This is a genomic window from Rhodococcus sp. SGAir0479, assembly GCF_005484805.1.
Lineage (GTDB): Bacteria > Actinomycetota > Actinomycetes > Mycobacteriales > Mycobacteriaceae > Prescottella.
In genome coordinates, this window is record NZ_CP039432.1 from 1,679,720 (window position 1) to 1,694,407 (window position 14,688).

The window sequence follows — 14,688 nt, forward strand, 5'->3', positions numbered from 1 at the left end:
AGGCGGGACAACATTGGTGACGGTAGGTGTCGATCCGACCGCACTGGTAGGTAGAGACCGCGAACTTGCCGAGCTCACAGACTTCGTCGGTAGGGCGGCGACGGATGGCGCGGCCGTCCTACTCACCGGAGATCCGGGTGTGGGGAAGACCGCGCTCCTGGACGCAACCGCCGACCTTGCGCGTACGACGTCGATGCGGGTCATCCGGGGCCGCGGCGTCGAGTACGAAACGGACATCAGCTTCGCGGGTCTCCACGAGCTCGTGGCCCCACTCTCTCGTGAGATCGACGGTTTGCCCTCTGCCGTGAGGGAAGTCCTCGAGGTCGCGCTCGGTCTCGGCATCGGCCCCGCGCCCGACCGGCTCGCTGTACTGAACGCGGCGCTGGTGCTGTTCAGCGAGGCCGCGAAGGAACAACCCCTCCTCGTCGTCGTCGACGACCTCCACAGTCTCGACGACGCGAGCCGATCCACGTTGGCATTCGTCGCCAGGAGGCTCGCGGGCCGCCGAATCGGTCTTCTCGCAGCCTGGCGCCCCGAGACCGACGGCTCGTTCCGGCCGACCGGCCTCACCGAGCTCGTGGTCGCGCCTCTCGACGACACGGACGCACTGCGATTGCTCTCCACAAGGTTCGTTCATCTCCCTGTTCGAATACTGCAGACGGTGGCACGGGAGGCCCAAGGGAACCCACTCGCCCTGCTCGAGTTCGCCGGCGCCAGCAGCGTGTCCGGGCCCGCGGACCTCCATGGCACGGGTTGGACGAGCGGGCAGGGACGAGATGTCCGCGCTCTGTATGCGGCCCGCGTGGAGCGACTGCCGCAGAGAACCCGCGACCTGCTCCTGCTCGCGGCTCTCGAGGGCTCCGGCGACCTCGTTCTCCTCACCGCGGCCGGTGGTCCCGGCACACTGGACGGGCTGGCTCCGGCGGAACGTGACCACCTTCTCGAGGTCGCCGAAAATGCTCGCACCGTTCGCTTTCGGCACCCGCTGGTCAGGTCCGCCGTGGTCGACGGCGCAACCGGCGAGCAGCGGCGCAGCGCGCACCACCGCCTGGCCGATGCGCTGATCGACCACCCCGAACGCCGCGGTGACCACCTCGCGCGAGCCACGACGGTGCCCGACGAGGCGGTGGCCTCGGTCGTCGAGACTGCGGCGCAGAGCAGTCTGCGGCGCGGTGACGCCGCCGGCGCCGTCGCTCGTCTGCGGCGAGCCGCCCAACTGAGCCCCGACTCGGGGAACCGAACACGCCGCTTCTCCCGAGCGGCGTACATCGCCGCATGGGTGGCCGGCCATCTGGACACCTCGCACGAGATCATGCGCGAGATGCACGAGGATCCGCCGAAGGCACTGGCGACGTCCGCCGCGGCCGCCTTTCTGGTGCTCGTCACGGAGGGCGATGCAGATACCGCCCACGCGTTGTTGCTGAAGCTGGTCGAGGAACGCGTGGACCCGTCCGAACTGCCGCGTGGCGAGCTCGAGACTGCGCTCTTCACGCTGACCCTCGCCAGCCACTACTCGGGACGCGACGAGCATTGGCGGCCCCTGATCGACGTCGTCGGCCCGCTTCCCGAAGACTCGCCCGCGGCAGCGGTGTCCGTGGGGCGCATCCACTACGCCCCAGGGTCCGTCACCGACGACATGCTCCGTCGACTGGACGACGAGATCGCCCACCTGAAAGACCAGGCCGACGCCGACCTCATCATTCGCACTGCCCTGGCCGCTTCGTACCTCGACCGGCTCTCGGGCTGCCGCGAGGCTGTTTCTCGCGTCGTCCGCGATGACGGCGCGATGGGAGCGAGCATGCCCGGGCTCATGTTCGTCGCTCTGGACGACCTGCACAGCGGCCGATGGCAGTCATCGGCCGACGCTGCAGCCGAGCTCGTCGCGTTGTGTGAAAAGACCGGTTACCACCTGTTCGGTCAGGTCGGCCGGTACGTCGCGGCGATGGTCGAGGCCCAACGCGGCGACCTCGATGCGTGCCGTGCCCACTGTCAGGACATCTGGAGCTGGTCGGCGCCCAGGAGGCTGCGGCGGTTGGAGAATTGCGCTCACCAGGCTGCTGCCCGCGCGGCGATCGGCGCTACCGACTTCGACACGGCCTTCCGGCACGCCACGGCGATCTGCCCACCCGGCGCGTTGCCGAGCTTCAACCCCGAAGCACTGTGGACTGCAACGGATCTGGTCGAGTCGGCGCTACGGACGGGCCGCGCCGTGGAGGCGCGACGGCACGCCGAGGCGCTGTGCGCGACGGGTGTCGAGCGCGTGTCACCACGATGGGCGCTGAGCGCGGCGGCGGCCACCGCAATGACGTCGGAGCCCGACGACATGGTCCGACGGTTCGAGGAGGCGCTCGCACTGCCCGGCATCGAACGCTGGCCCTTCGAGGTCGGCCGCGCGCATCTGGCGTACGGCGAGGAATTGCGCAGACGAGGACGTACCCGTGAGGCGCGAGTGCAGCTGAGCGCTGCGTGTGCCCGATTCGAGCGGGTCGGGGCCCGGCCCTGGGAGGCCCGGGCGAAGGCAGAGCTCCGCGCAACGGGGATGGCGCGCGCTCCCCGCGGCGATGCCGGCACAAGGCTCACGCCTCAGGAGCTGGAGGTCGCCAGGCTCGCAGCGACGGGGCTGTCGAATCCGCAGATCGCCTCGCGGCTCTTCCTGTCGCCGCGGACCGTCTCGTCACATCTCTATCGGTTGTTTCCGAAGCTGGGGATCACCTCCCGCGGCGCGCTCCGAGACGCTCTCGACGCCCTGCCTCCCGACGCGCCGACCACTCGGTAAGCGGGATCCGCGGGCCGGGCGCACCTGCTACGGAAGACCGGACTCGAGTAGACGCGGCCACGAAATGGCAGTCGATTGACGGAAGCTGCCACGTCCACGTTGAGCGACGCTGGTGGAGCCAACAAATCACCCCGGCCCGGAAGCCCGTAGACGAATGCGAGTACGAACATGACTGCCACGCCCGACGGGTACGTGACCGTGATCTGGGAAGCGCACGCGAAAGCCGGTCGAGAGGCCGACCTGAAGGCCTTCATCGCCGCGGCCGTCACACCCTCTCGGAACGACCCCGGCAACATCGACTACGAGGCGCACGAGATCGTCGACGACGCGGGCACGTTCATCATCTACGAACGTTGGGAGAACCGTGCGGTGCTCGACGCCCATCTGAGCGCACCGCGGATGCGGGAACTCGTCCCTCAGATGCTCGAACTGATCGACGGTTCCATCGAGGACGGCATCCGATTGCTGCGCCCGTTCCGGCCCTCCCACTAGAGGAATCCTCGTCGGCGGGACTGTCCCCGCGGCGGCAGTGTCGCCACCACTGCCGGACGACACGAACGTTTCCATCACGAACGGTGCCGGTGCCCCGCGCACTTCTCTGCGCGGCACCGGCACCACCGCATGCCACGAAAGAGGGAACATGACGACCACACTGATCACCGGCGGCAACAGGGGTCTCGGCTACGAGGTGGCCCGCCGCCTCGTCCAGGCCGGCCACACCGTCTGGATCGGAGCCCGCGACGCCGAGAACGGCCGCGAATCCGCCGACCGACTCGGTGCTCACTTCGTCCAACTGGACGTGACCGACGACGCGTCGGTCGACGCCGCGGTCGAGATGTTGCGTGGGCGGGCCGGCCACCTCGACATCCTGGTCAACAACGCCGGCATCCTCGGGGAAGTCACCCCACCCGAGGACATGACAGCCGACCAGATCCGCCATGTCTACGAAACAAACGTCTTCGGGCTGGTGCGCGTCACGCACGCATTCCTGCCCCTGCTGCGGGTCGCGACTCGCCCCTCGGTCATCAATGTCACCAGCGGACTCGGGTCGTTCACGATGACCCAGGATCCGGAACGAGTCGAGTCGCAGTACCCGCTCGCCGCTTACGGCTCATCGAAGAGCGCGGTCACGATGCTGACAATGCAATACGCCAAGACCATCCCCGACGTTCGCTTCAACGCGGTGGACCCCGGCCAGACTGCAACCGAGTTCACCGGCCGGATCGGACACAGCGTGGAGGACGGCGCAGAGGCAGCGGTGCGCATTGCCACCCTGGGAGCCGACACGCCCACCGGCACGGTCACCGACCGCGCCGGGGTGCTCCCCTGGTGACGCGACGGGCTCGACGCGGCGACCCTGAGGGCAAACGGGCGGCGCCGCTGGAGTTGTTCTACGACCTCGTGTTCGTCTTCGCCATCAGTCAGGTCTCCCACCTGCTACTGGAGCACTTGACCGTGGCCGGCGCAGGCCGAGCGGTGATGATCCTCCTCGCGGTCTGGTGGTCGTGGAACTACACCACGTGGGCCACCAACGAGCTCGACTCGGAGACCGACGCCGTGCGCGTCCTGTTGATCGCACTGATGCTCGCAAGCCTGCTCATGGCGATCGCAGCCCCGGAGGCCTTCGGCAGCAAAGGACTGCTGTTCGCCGGCGCCTACGTCTCGATCCAGGTCGGCCGCCACCTGTTTCTGACGTTCGTCGTCGCCGCGAAAGGCACGATCGAACGCGAGCGAGCCGGCCGGATCCTCATCTGGCTGAGCGTCGCCGGCGTGTTCTGGATTGCCGGCGGCATTGCGGACGATGCCGCACGCGTGGGTTTGTGGACCGTCGCGCTGGCGCTCGACTACTCTGCGCCGCTCTTCTTCTTCCGTGTCCCCGGCCGGCCGCGGTTGGCGGGCGAGACATGGGATCTGGCCACCGACCACTTCGTCGAACGGTTCGGGCTCTTCGTCATCGCCGCCCTCGGAGAGACGATTGTCCTCACCGGCACGACCGTGGCCGACCTTCCGCTCGACGTCGTGACTGTCACCGCGTTCGGCGGGGCGTTCGTCGGGACTGCGGCCTTGTGGTGGTTGTACTTCACCTCGACCCGTGAACTGGGCCAGAACGCCCTCACCGAATCATCTTCTCGAACACAACTGGCCCGTGACTCCTACACCTACGGGCACGTTCTGATCATTGCCGGTGTCATTCTGACGGCAGTCGGCGACGAGTTGGTCATTGCACACCCCAGCGACCGCCTGTTGCCCGCACAGATGATCGCGGTCGTCGGCGGACCCGCCCTCTATCTCGTTGCCCAAACTGCACTTCGGCTACGGGCCACACGAACGGTCAGCGGTCTCCTGGTGGGTGGAGCGCTCGCATGCGTGGCTATCGGGGTCGTCGGCGCGCCACTGCCGGGCGTCGCTGTCAGTGCGCTCCTGGTCATCGTCTTGGTTGGCGTCGTCGTCACTCAGGAAGTGCAACGGAAGAGGCCCACACAGGATGTCCGGCACTCCACAGCCGGTGCCCGGCAAGTCGTCGGCGGATGGCATGCGGAATGAGCAGGAGGGCTGCGGGAGAACGGCTGCATCGTCCTCTACCGAACCGCAGCCCTGGTGACGATCCGCATGGCAGACGTGGCGCTGGCACGTTCGTGTTTGCCGACGCGAGCACTCGGGGCTGGTGCCCCGAGTAGGTGACATCTGAACCGGCTCCCCCGGGGCCTGCAAGGACGTTGCCGTGCCCAAGCCCGTCCGAGCACGGAAATACTGGCCGGTTCCACTCGAGCCACCGACTCACGCCCGCAGCCCGAGTGTCACCGGCCCGATGGCTCAGTACACCTAGGCTGCGAACGCCGCAGCCGTCGCTGCCGTGTCCTCGAACAGGTGCATGCGCGTGATCTTTCCCGCCTTCACGGTCAAACGCAGCGCAACGGCGGTGTGGAACGGGCGTCCGGTCGGAGCTGCGACGTGGTCGAACGCACCGAAGATGACGGCGTCCTCGCCGTCGGTGACGACAGCCTCGACGGAGACGACGCTCTTGCCCGGTTCGAGAGCGGCCCACAGGGCACGGAAGTAGTCGGGCACCTCGCTCTTACGCGAGCGAGCGCCGACCCAGTGCGCTACCGCCGGATCGCCCGGAACGAACCAGTCGATCTCCTCCGCGAACAGCTCGCCCATTCTTTCCGGGTCCTGTGCGCCGAGGCCCTCGAGGAAGGCGGTCGTCACGTCTGTAGTGGTGGGGGTCATCAGGTGTCCTGTCTCTCGTGGTGGTCGCCGGCCACCGCATTTTGTAGTGGTCGATACAGAACGCTAGCAGATCTGTAGTGACCCCTATAAAATGAATGCATGGGACGGCCGCGCAGCTTCGATCGAGACACCGCACTGGACAAGGCGATACGCCTGTTCTGGGAGCACGGCTACGAGCAGACCTCCATCGCCGACCTCACGCAGGAGCTCGGCATCTCCGCGCCGAGCCTGTATGCCGCGTTCGGCGACAAACAGGCCCTGTTCAAGGAGGCCGTCGCCCGCTATGAAGCCAACCCCGCGTCCGTGACCACAGCCGGGACTGCCGGCACGACTCCGCACGAGGTGCTGCGGATGATGCTCAACCGCGCATGCCAGGAGTACGCCAGCGAAGCCCATCCGCGCGGATGCCTCGTCAACACCGCACCCGAGCTCACCGGCAATCGCAACCAGAACCGCGCGATCACCGCAGACCAACTGCGGAGAGTCGCAATCGACACGGAAACGAGCGTCGACGCCGAAACGCTCGCCGCCTTCGTCCATGCCCTCCTCGTGGGCCTGTCGTCCTACGCTCGCGACGGCGCCGATGAGGAGCAGCTGCGCCGCGTGGCCGAGCTGGCCCTGCGCGTGACGAAGGCGTGAGCGGTACTCCTTGTGGGGCAACCACCACCGAACACTCGCACTCGCCAACAACGCCACACATCTGAAACATCGAAATACACACTCCCCCAGCCAACACGCGTCCGCGCCATACGCCACGCGCAGACATTCCCTAACCCACACCACGATTCACAACACACGTTGCGCCACATCGCAATTCAAAACCCCGCCACCGGTAGCCGGCACCCGCCCCGCAACGCCAGACCCCCGTGCACCACGCAAGTGCCGGACCCTGACGGGACATGCCGAGGAATTAGCATCCCCCATGCACGTCGACATCGAAGGCGCCACACGCGTCGCTCGCCTCACCGCAGAATTCGACAGGACCTGGACCGTCGACGACCTGGAACCATTCTGCGCACAAGCCGGATGGGAGCTCGTCGAACCCAGGCAAGCTGGCGGCTCGATACGAACGAACCTTCATGTCAGCCGGCGGGAGGCGGACATGTACAGGCGGAACCGTTCGATGCGCTGCATCTCGATCTTCGTTTCGGACGTGGCAGATGACGCTACGCCTAAGACAGTGGTGCGTCCCGCTGCTGGATGAAGGGTTCACGAACCTCGATGTGGCACTTACCGCACTCCTGGGGACAGCCACGAGCGCCGAACCCGGACCTGAGGCAACCATCCGGTGGGACCTGCCGAAAGCGGTCATCACACTGAACCTGAATTTAAGTGCGATCCAACTGCATCTGACGAGTCCGGGGTATCAGGCAATGTGCTGGCGTGATGGCTGTCGTGCGTCAAGAACTTGGCGGGGATTGATCGTGTTGCAGGTCGGAGTTGTGAGTGGTCCAATTCGCGTGAGGCGCGCGCAAAACTGTTGCCGCACCGGATGCGATCTCGCCGACCTCGATCGCTAGTCCTCGTCCTCGTACCCCGGTTCGGGCTCGTCCATCCATTCTGCTACCGCGAAAGAAGAGCGTCTCTGCGACCGCCCCCCGCCTCAAAGCTATGCAGCGCCCTCGACTTGGGTCGAACGTGGCGTCGAGAAGTGCCCGTAGGCGCGCACAGCGAGGAACACACCTATCAGCGCGACGCCTGCCGCCCTGCTACCGCGAAAGAAGAGCTCGTCCGCGCACGTCTCTGCCATCCAGCTCTGCGGTATCGGGTGCCTCCCTGGCCCGCTCATTCCGCCGGCAGTTACCTTCAGCTCAGCAGCCGGCACCGGACTGACGACCGAGCCGCAATTCATCCGCCGATGCCCGAGGCTGTCCACCGGGATCGAGATCGGTATCAGGAACGCCCACGCGCTCACCGCCCACGTCATCACCGCCGACAAGGCGCAGAGCGAGCCGAACACGATCGAGAACCGGCCGTGTCGACGCCGCTGCCACCAGCAGTAAGTCAGCACACTCCCGGCAGCGAGATACACCAACGCCGGCCACCAATAGAGCAGCAGACCGTACGCGAAGAAGAACGTCAAAACCCAGAACGCAGCAGTCAACCACTCCGTCCGCGACCTCGCGCCTCTCCTCTCCGTAAGTGCCACCGCAGCAGTCTGCCCGATCGCCCACGATATTCAGCGGAAGCCGCTCCACGACGTGCCCTGTCGTGGAGCCGTCTGGGGACAACGCGCGCGCCGTCGACCCACAGCCACGGAAGGTGTGCGCGCGTACTGACGGCCCCCCGGGAGTTGCACACATCTTGGGCGAGCGCGGTGTCCTCAGTCTCGTCCGCCGCGCGCCGCATCGATGAGGTCAGCGGCAGCCTTCAACCCCAGACCCGGATGCTGCTCGCGTAGCGCCCTGATCGCCGCCAGACGGTCATCGGTCGACGCGATCACCGCCTCCACGTTCGCGACCGGAACCTCCTCGGGTGCAACGAAGAAGCGCTCCGGCTCCTGGCCGGTGAGATGTCTGCGCCACCGCGAGAAGGCGTCGTACCCGAACGCCACGACACCGACCACCAGCGCCACCACGACAATCCAGCGCCACACCGTCGGATGGTCTACCGCCGAACCCACCCTGGGCGGCAGCACCAACACCGCGAACCAGACAGCGACAAACGTAGCCGCCCACCGCTGAAGACCCTCACTTTCGAGAACCTGCCCCAGCCTCGACATCCCACCCCCTGATCGGGACACCGCGCCCGCGGCCCCGCACGCAGCCAACCACAGCAACGGGGCCTACCCCGCCGAGGCGGGCACGAAAGACGGTGCATGATGGAGGAATGACCACACCACCGACCGTCGAACGGCTGCGCCGCCTCGCCCGATCATCCCCGTGGCTGTGGCACAGCATCGAGTTCCGCTGGCGAGAAGGAGGCGGCGAGATGCGGCACGCGTGGATTCGCCGTCCCGGCGATCTCCGGGTCGAAGACGCGGACGGGAATCTCCTCGAGGCCGCCACCTCGAGGCGGCCCTACGCCGGCACGATGTACACGTCCGACGGCCGCGGTGGGGAAATCCTGGGGCACTGGCCCACCGATATCCGGCCAGCCTTCGCCGAAGACGGCCTCGTCGAAGCGGTGCCGGACCGCATCGACGTCGACTACGACCAGCCGTTCTACGAGGATTACCGGTGGGTGGCCATGCTCAACCCGATCGAACTCGCAGACCGCGTCCACAACCGCGACGACCCGAACGTGACCCCGGTCGACCTGCACGACGTCACCCGCGTCGAACATCACGGCCGGCCCGCGTTGCAAGCAACCGCGCAACCCACCCCCGCATACGATCCCCGCTGCCCCTGCTGCCCCTTACTGATCGGCGAGTTCGACCACGAAACCGACCTGTGGGCACCCGGACCCCCGTCACTGGTGCGCGTCGACGAGCAAACCGGGATCTGCGTCAGCATCGAACACCCTTCGTGGATCGAATTCGACGTCGAAATCATCGCTGTCGACCAACCACTCAGCGACGACCTATTCACCCCACCACGACAAAAGTGGTTCCGGCGCTGATCTGCGCCGCCACCTACATCCGCAGTCGCTTTCCTGGGTGCCGGGCTCCCATCCGCGGACGCTGTGCCAGCTCCTCCTACCCGAGTCCGTGCTCTAGCCGATCGACCGGGTCGCCGACTACTGGGTTGTGTCGACTTCGAGGGCCCGTGCGCTGCTCGCGAGCCGTGGTATCAAGCGCGTCAGCCCATACCCGACCGAACAGGTCCGCCGCGTCACAACACAATTAACGTACGAGTCCCTGGGCGGCCCTCGAACCACCCCCCCCCATGCACCGCGCACCGCCCCCCAGACCACCGAACTCGAGCACCCCCACAACCCCACATGCGCTGGCCCCAGCCGGGACATGCCATCGCCGCAGCTCACGACGCGAAAATGCTGAGGTGACCAGAACTTGGGACCACCCGAGAACTGGGTTGGGGCGCCTTCGACAACCACCCCTCTGAGTACGCCAGCCCGAAGGGCGGCCAACGTCACCAATTCGGCCGCTCTTCAACCATTCTCGAGATCCGTGCGGCGCGCCTCCCGCACACGCGGCGCATGCTCTGGGTACTTGGTTGAGATGAATATACCTGTCTCGCCGAGCCCCTCGGACCTCATGTCCTCAGCCGCCCCAGCCGCTCACGTGAGCGTCGACCGTCCCCGCATTCTATCGTCGACGACACCGCCCTCTGCTTTGCGAGGCCGCCGGCAGCCCCTCTCCGCTCGACTTCCATCTCGCCCACCCCTCCGAACCGGTCCTGGCAGAGTTGCGACTCGCGGATACCCCGCTCAACATCGATACCGCGGGCCACCCGGAGATTTTCGACGGCACCGCGAACCGAGATCGGCTGATCGCGCGCCAGCAACGCCGCGAAGTCGCCCGTCGGGAGATACCCTGACCTCGTGTGACAATCTCCCAATGATTTCGAAGACGCGCCTACTGCTAACCGGCGCGGCGGTGGCCATCGTCCTAATCGCCGGCGGAATCGCGTTCGACCGGCACGAGGTGCGTGTTCATTCGGAATGCATGGACGAAATCAGGACCATCACCGAAAGCACCCTCTTCGTGTCAGGCACCTATCACGACCCACCGGACCCAGAAGTGCTGACGTCTCCAGTGCTCTTGACTGGCTGCGAAGACGCGAACTGGATCGGCCTAGCTGTGGCCGGGATCGGCGCGGTGCTGCTGGCGGCCGAGGCGATCGTGTGGTGGACGCAGCGTCGGTCGGTCGGGCCCGCGAGGAAGTGACTACGTCGCGCTGCCCTAACCAGTCACCTTCAGTGACAAATGGCACGGATCGAAGGACCGATAGTGACAGGCACTCTCGACATTGTTCACTCGTAATCGGGTGTGGGTTGCCGCTACTGGTGAGCGGACTAGCGGTCGTGGCCGTTGTTCTGATCGTGGGTGGAGTCGTATTTGATCGCCACGAGACCCATGACTATGTGCAGTGCACGGACGCCATGAGAGCCCTTGGCGATGCCCCTCAAATGCCGGTCAACCCGGAAGTTGTCAGTGTGTCGCTGGTCCGGGCCTGTGAAGACGCGAACCGTGTCGGCCTCACGGCCGCCGGGATCGGCGCTGCGCTGCTGGCGGCCGCGGTGATCGTGTGGTGGGCGCGCCGGCGGGTTGCCGGGCCCGGGTGGGATTGACGCCGATCTTGACGGTCTTGTCACCGGAACCGAACCCATTCGACGATCAACACCTCGAGATGAGCCGGTTCTAATGCAGCTCAGCTGCCAAAGTCTCCACGACATCGGACTGCGGGAGCCGCGCGCGGCGTCGGCCCATAGCCACAGATCCATGCCGAGGAACTGTCGGGTGGCGCGGATGGCCAGATGCCACCACGCGCCGCTGCCCTCCACGGATCAAGGACATGCGTGGCCAGTCCCGCCTTGATGTGATGACAACCGCCCGCAGCAGTGTGGCCGCGGCATCGCTGACCACCGCGTTGACATGTTCATCGAGAAGGCGAACCGCTTCCTCGTGTCGAGCGCCGAGAACGGATTTTACGGCCGCGAGGGGCATACCAATTTCCCGTAAACCGCGGAGCAGAACAGCCAGCTCCAGCTGGCCATCCCCGTAGAAGCGGTATCCGGAGACGGGATCGATCTTTGCAGGCAGCAGCAAACCTGCATCGGCGTAGAAGCGCAAACGCACTCGCCGTGTGACCGCTTCGCCGCGCGAAGGTCCCGATCGCCATCAACCCGAAATCTAACACCCCGACATCATTCGGCTTCGACCTACTTGAAGGTCAAACGACGCGGTGGCTGCAACCAACGTCATGACTCGCAACAGCCAGGCGGCGGTGACGATGCTGCCGCCGTGCCAGCGGACCCGAGCAACAACGTGAGACTTGCCGAGCACGTCCTCGGGCGGTGCATCGCGGTACGCCTCGGCGGCCTCAGCAGTGGAACCGCTACAGTCCGACCCGTGCCCACCATCCGACACCCAGACCAGCTGAAGATCGCTGGCACCTGCTTCGCCGGAGCACTCATCAACACCGCGCTCGCACCGCTCGCGCTACCACTCATCGCGATCGTGCCGCCCCTCGGCATCATTCTGCTCGCCACCACAGCAGCACTCGCACCAGTCCTGTTCTGCACCTCCATCGGATTCCTCACTCGATGGGCCCTACTCACCCGCCACACCAAACCCTGACACCACACCCAAGCCAACACGCAAAACGCCCCCACATCCGACGAGGCTAGGCGGGCGGAGCTGGGCGGCGCGCGAGCACACCTTACGAACAACCCGCTCGCCGTCGCTGACCGTGGAGGCCGAGCAGCCGGCGCGCCGTTCACGTAACTATCGACCTGCGCTCTTGAGTCGGTAGTTCGCGACGCGGGCGCGTGTCGCGCACCGGGGCGTGCAGTAGCGCTGCGCAGTACGGCGCCCGCTGTCGACGAAGAAGTCGTCGCAGCCGGGCGCCTGGCAAGTGCCCCACGCGCACGCACCCTTCTCGCTGAGCCACAATCCGAGGGCGAAAGCGGCGGTGGAGGCGAACCACTGCGCCCGGTCAGTGTTCTCGGAACGGAGATGCATCGACCACGGGCGCCCGGGAAGTTGGACGAGCTGAGGGTGAGCCGGATATCGGTTCAACGTGGAGTTGATCCTGTCCGCCGCCGTCCCGGACTCCCGAGCGGCGAGAATTCGCACGATGTCTTCGATCGCGGCCAGAAGGTCGGCGCCTTTGCCGCACTTCGGCACTGCGGCGCCATGCGCGGTGTGTCGGTCGACGATCGCCTGGAAGTCGGTGACCGACAGGGCCGGATTCTTTCGGTATGCGTTCGCGACTTCGACGACGAACCGTAGGCCGCGGGGATTGTCGCCACTCAGATCCACGACGAGCACCTCCGAGAAACGGGTGGACAACAAGTGATCACTGTAACGTATATTTCAGCCGAATACCGTTACGAATGTCGGCGCGCCGGGTCCGCTCGATCCGGCTCGGAGGAGGACGTGCATGCATAGTCGAACGAGCCGGGTACTCATCGTCGGGGGCGGGCCGGTCGGACTTGCCCTGTCAATCCTGCTCTCTCGCAACGAAATCGACAATTGCCTGGTAGAGACCCGTCCGCGCACGTCACCCCAAAGCGCGAGGCATCTCGGCCCGGTCGATGGAACTGTTGCGTCGGATGGGCCTCGAGGACCGCGTACGAGCGGCGGGGTTGCCCGGCGAACACGTGTCGATGTACCGCGGAGCGACATTGAGCGCACCCGAATTCGTGCGCACCACCCTCGACCAGGGCGTGGTCGGTCGAGAGGTCACCCCCGCGCCCGGGGTGATCTGCTCTCAGGACGTCCTCGAGGCGATCTTGTTCGAGCCGGCACGTGAAGCGGACGGGAGCCGTATTCGATTCGGTACCGAATTCGTCTCGTTCACCGAGAACCACGACGGTATCTCGGCCGAACTGCGCGACGTCGACACCGGCGCGCGGTCGATCGTCGCGGCCGACTACCTCGTGGGCTGTGACGGATCCAGAAGTACCGTTCGGGCACAGTCCGGCATCCGGATGGACGGCGACACCGGGCTGGGGTACTACGTCAGCGTCCGCTTCCGTGCACCCTTGGGCGCCGTCGTCGCCGATCGAACGAGCGCCTCGTACTTCCTGACCCCACCTGCCCGGGGCGGATTCATGGCGATCGACAACGACACGCACTGGATCTACCAGTACCCCTACGACCCTGACACCGAGGATCCGACCGCGTTCGATGAGGCCCACTGGACCGAGATCGTGCGCGCCGCCGCCGGCGTCGCCGACCTCGACGTGTCGGTCGTCGACACGTCGGTGTGGCGGATGGATGCCACACTCGCCTCCGCGTACCGACGTCGGCGCGTGTTCCTGGCCGGCGATGCGGCCCATGCCGTTCCGCCGACCGGCGGGCACGGGATGAACTTAGGCCTCGGTGACGCCGACAACCTGGCGTGGAAACTGGCCGCAGTCTTGTCGGGACGGGCCGGCGCCGAACTTCTCGACACCTACGAGGCTGAGCGTAGGCCCATCCCCCGGCAGGTCATCGAGATCGCTCTGGACAATGCCGGAGCCCGCGGCGGGTACCGCATCGACGATGAACTTCTCCTCACCACACGGTACGGATCGGATGCCGTGGTCGATGGGCCCTCGGACTCGTCGATCGACCCCGGCGGATACACGCCCGCGGGCTTGCCCGGGCAGCTGCTTCCACATGTACAGTTCGCCAATTCAATTGGCGTAGGCTCGACCCTCGACCTGATCGGCGCCACCTTCACACTCATCCACGGCCCCACCGACAGCGCCCAGTGGCACGACCAGGTCGACGATGCTGCTCGACGAGGCCATCCGGTCACTGGGAGACACCCGTTGGTGCAAGACGCGTCCGACGACCCGTGGGACCGGCTGCGTCGCCTGTGTGGACTCGCGAATACCGGGGCCCTGCTCGTGCGCCCCGACGGGCATATCGCCTGGCGCGCCGACACTCCCGCCTCCGGGCCCAGTCTGGGAGACACACTGGCCACGTTGCTCGCCAAGCCCTCCTGATCGACGGCCGACCCGGCATGCGCGACAACGTCGAATCGTCGCCGCCGCGCACTCTGCTCGAGGAGCCTCCGACGGTCTCGACGCCATCGAAGGTCCGACACGCTGCCGGCGTCCGAGTG

Annotated in this window: 17 protein-coding genes and 1 pseudogene; 13 read left to right on the top strand and 5 right to left on the bottom strand. The window is 66.4% G+C overall.

Translation table 11 applies throughout. From position 1 onward, the window contains the following. The first annotated feature begins 16 nt into the window (after nucleotides 1-16). The 4 genes from E7742_RS07770 to E7742_RS07785 all read left to right on the top strand — a co-directional run bounded on the left by E7742_RS07770 (nucleotide 17) and on the right by E7742_RS07785 (nucleotide 5,320). Complete coding sequence (locus tag E7742_RS07770; RefSeq protein ID WP_254699192.1) at nucleotides 17-2,776, top strand: helix-turn-helix transcriptional regulator; 2,760 nt, start codon at nucleotides 17-19, stop codon at nucleotides 2,774-2,776. Nucleotides 2,777-2,944: 168 nt separating this feature from the next. Next, on the top strand, nucleotides 2,945-3,268 hold the full coding sequence (locus E7742_RS07775; protein ID WP_137798429.1) for a putative quinol monooxygenase: 324 nt from the start codon (nucleotides 2,945-2,947) through the stop codon (nucleotides 3,266-3,268). A gap of 148 nt (nucleotides 3,269-3,416) precedes the next feature. Then, nucleotides 3,417-4,109 (top strand): SDR family NAD(P)-dependent oxidoreductase, encoded by a 693-nt coding sequence (locus E7742_RS07780; protein WP_137798430.1) that lies wholly within the window; start codon nucleotides 3,417-3,419, stop codon nucleotides 4,107-4,109. Further along, complete coding sequence (locus E7742_RS07785) at nucleotides 4,106-5,320, top strand: low temperature requirement protein A (protein ID WP_137798431.1); 1,215 nt, start codon at nucleotides 4,106-4,108, stop codon at nucleotides 5,318-5,320. The genes E7742_RS07780 and E7742_RS07785 overlap by 4 nt, the downstream gene beginning before the upstream one ends. A gap of 279 nt (nucleotides 5,321-5,599) precedes the next feature. Here the strand turns inward: E7742_RS07785 and E7742_RS07790 are convergent, their stop codons facing one another. Further along, nucleotides 5,600-6,007, bottom strand: a complete 408-nt coding sequence (locus E7742_RS07790) for a nuclear transport factor 2 family protein (protein WP_137798432.1) — start codon at nucleotides 6,005-6,007, stop codon at nucleotides 5,600-5,602. A 99-nt stretch (nucleotides 6,008-6,106) separates the two neighbouring features. Between E7742_RS07790 and E7742_RS07795 the strand changes: the two genes are divergently transcribed. From E7742_RS07795 to E7742_RS23455, 3 genes are all read left to right on the top strand, one after another. Then, nucleotides 6,107-6,646, top strand: coding sequence for a TetR/AcrR family transcriptional regulator (locus E7742_RS07795; RefSeq protein WP_175420434.1), 540 nt, complete (start codon nucleotides 6,107-6,109; stop codon nucleotides 6,644-6,646). A 283-nt stretch (nucleotides 6,647-6,929) separates the two neighbouring features. Then, nucleotides 6,930-7,211 carry a DUF6301 family protein gene (locus E7742_RS23450; protein WP_254699193.1) on the top strand — a complete coding sequence of 94 codons (282 nt, stop codon included), beginning with the start codon at nucleotides 6,930-6,932 and terminating at the stop codon, nucleotides 7,209-7,211. Then, on the top strand, nucleotides 7,168-7,527 hold the full coding sequence (locus E7742_RS23455) for a DUF6301 family protein (RefSeq protein ID WP_254699194.1): 360 nt from the start codon (nucleotides 7,168-7,170) through the stop codon (nucleotides 7,525-7,527). Before E7742_RS23450 ends, E7742_RS23455 begins: the two co-directional genes overlap by 44 nt. An 89-nt stretch (nucleotides 7,528-7,616) precedes the next feature. Here the strand turns inward: E7742_RS23455 and E7742_RS07805 are convergent, their stop codons facing one another. Both E7742_RS07805 and E7742_RS07810 read right to left on the bottom strand, forming a co-directional pair. Beyond that, complete coding sequence (locus tag E7742_RS07805; RefSeq protein ID WP_137798433.1) at nucleotides 7,617-8,111, bottom strand: hypothetical protein; 495 nt, start codon at nucleotides 8,109-8,111, stop codon at nucleotides 7,617-7,619. A gap of 219 nt (nucleotides 8,112-8,330) precedes the next feature. Next, nucleotides 8,331-8,603 (bottom strand): ribosomal protein L7/L12, encoded by a 273-nt coding sequence (locus E7742_RS07810; RefSeq protein WP_137798434.1) that lies wholly within the window; start codon nucleotides 8,601-8,603, stop codon nucleotides 8,331-8,333. A 335-nt stretch (nucleotides 8,604-8,938) separates the two neighbouring features. Between E7742_RS07810 and E7742_RS07815 the strand changes: the two genes are divergently transcribed. The 3 genes from E7742_RS07815 (at nucleotide 8,939) to E7742_RS07830 (ending at nucleotide 11,200) form a co-directional block, all read left to right on the top strand. Beyond that, complete coding sequence (locus tag E7742_RS07815) at nucleotides 8,939-9,568, top strand: hypothetical protein (protein ID WP_137798435.1); 630 nt, start codon at nucleotides 8,939-8,941, stop codon at nucleotides 9,566-9,568. Between the two features lie 898 nt (nucleotides 9,569-10,466). Further along, entirely contained in the window at nucleotides 10,467-10,796 is a 330-nt protein-coding gene (locus E7742_RS07825; RefSeq protein WP_137798436.1) for a hypothetical protein, read from the top strand. A gap of 137 nt (nucleotides 10,797-10,933) precedes the next feature. After that, nucleotides 10,934-11,200: a hypothetical protein gene (locus tag E7742_RS07830; protein ID WP_137798437.1), complete on the top strand. Its 267-nt coding sequence runs from the start codon at nucleotides 10,934-10,936 to the stop codon at nucleotides 11,198-11,200. Nucleotides 11,201-11,270: 70 nt separating this feature from the next. On the opposite strand, the gene E7742_RS07835 is transcribed toward E7742_RS07830, so the two are convergent. Further along, nucleotides 11,271-11,708, bottom strand: coding sequence for a MerR family transcriptional regulator (locus E7742_RS07835; RefSeq protein WP_254699195.1), 438 nt, complete (start codon nucleotides 11,706-11,708; stop codon nucleotides 11,271-11,273). Nucleotides 11,709-11,981: 273 nt separating this feature from the next. On the opposite strand from E7742_RS07835, the gene E7742_RS07840 reads away from it, so the two are divergent. Then, nucleotides 11,982-12,209: a hypothetical protein gene (locus E7742_RS07840; RefSeq protein WP_137798438.1), complete on the top strand. Its 228-nt coding sequence runs from the start codon at nucleotides 11,982-11,984 to the stop codon at nucleotides 12,207-12,209. A gap of 147 nt (nucleotides 12,210-12,356) precedes the next feature. Here the strand turns inward: E7742_RS07840 and E7742_RS07845 are convergent, their stop codons facing one another. Next, nucleotides 12,357-12,902: a CGNR zinc finger domain-containing protein gene (locus tag E7742_RS07845; RefSeq protein WP_137798439.1), complete on the bottom strand. Its 546-nt coding sequence runs from the start codon at nucleotides 12,900-12,902 to the stop codon at nucleotides 12,357-12,359. A 112-nt stretch (nucleotides 12,903-13,014) separates the two neighbouring features. Between E7742_RS07845 and E7742_RS23860 the strand changes: the two are divergent. Continuing rightward, nucleotides 13,015-13,134 (top strand): annotated as a pseudogene (locus E7742_RS23860) (FAD-dependent monooxygenase); the annotation flags it as partial. Nucleotides 13,135-13,168: 34 nt separating this feature from the next. Next, entirely contained in the window at nucleotides 13,169-14,569 is a 1,401-nt protein-coding gene (locus tag E7742_RS23865; RefSeq protein WP_441346885.1) for an FAD-dependent monooxygenase, read from the top strand. Nucleotides 14,570-14,688: the final 119 nt, after the last annotated feature.

Excerpts from the sequence above, each read along its gene's own strand:
- E7742_RS07775 (WP_137798429.1), top strand. The coding sequence starts at position 2,945 with ATGACTGCCACGCCCGACGGGTACGTGACCGTGATCTGGGAAGCGCAC.
- E7742_RS07780 (WP_137798430.1), top strand. The coding sequence starts at position 3,417 with ATGACGACCACACTGATCACCGGCGGCAACAGGGGTCTCGGCTACGAG.
- E7742_RS07790 (WP_137798432.1), bottom strand. The coding sequence starts at position 6,007 with ATGACCCCCACCACTACAGACGTGACGACCGCCTTCCTCGAGGGCCTC.
- E7742_RS07795 (WP_175420434.1), top strand. The coding sequence starts at position 6,107 with ATGGGACGGCCGCGCAGCTTCGATCGAGACACCGCACTGGACAAGGCG.
- E7742_RS23450 (WP_254699193.1), top strand. The coding sequence starts at position 6,930 with ATGCACGTCGACATCGAAGGCGCCACACGCGTCGCTCGCCTCACCGCA.
- E7742_RS23455 (WP_254699194.1), top strand. The coding sequence starts at position 7,168 with ATGACGCTACGCCTAAGACAGTGGTGCGTCCCGCTGCTGGATGAAGGG.
- E7742_RS07815 (WP_137798435.1), top strand. The coding sequence starts at position 8,939 with ATGCGGCACGCGTGGATTCGCCGTCCCGGCGATCTCCGGGTCGAAGAC.
- E7742_RS07825 (WP_137798436.1), top strand. The coding sequence starts at position 10,467 with ATGATTTCGAAGACGCGCCTACTGCTAACCGGCGCGGCGGTGGCCATC.
- E7742_RS23865 (WP_441346885.1), top strand. The coding sequence starts at position 13,169 with ATGGAACTGTTGCGTCGGATGGGCCTCGAGGACCGCGTACGAGCGGCG.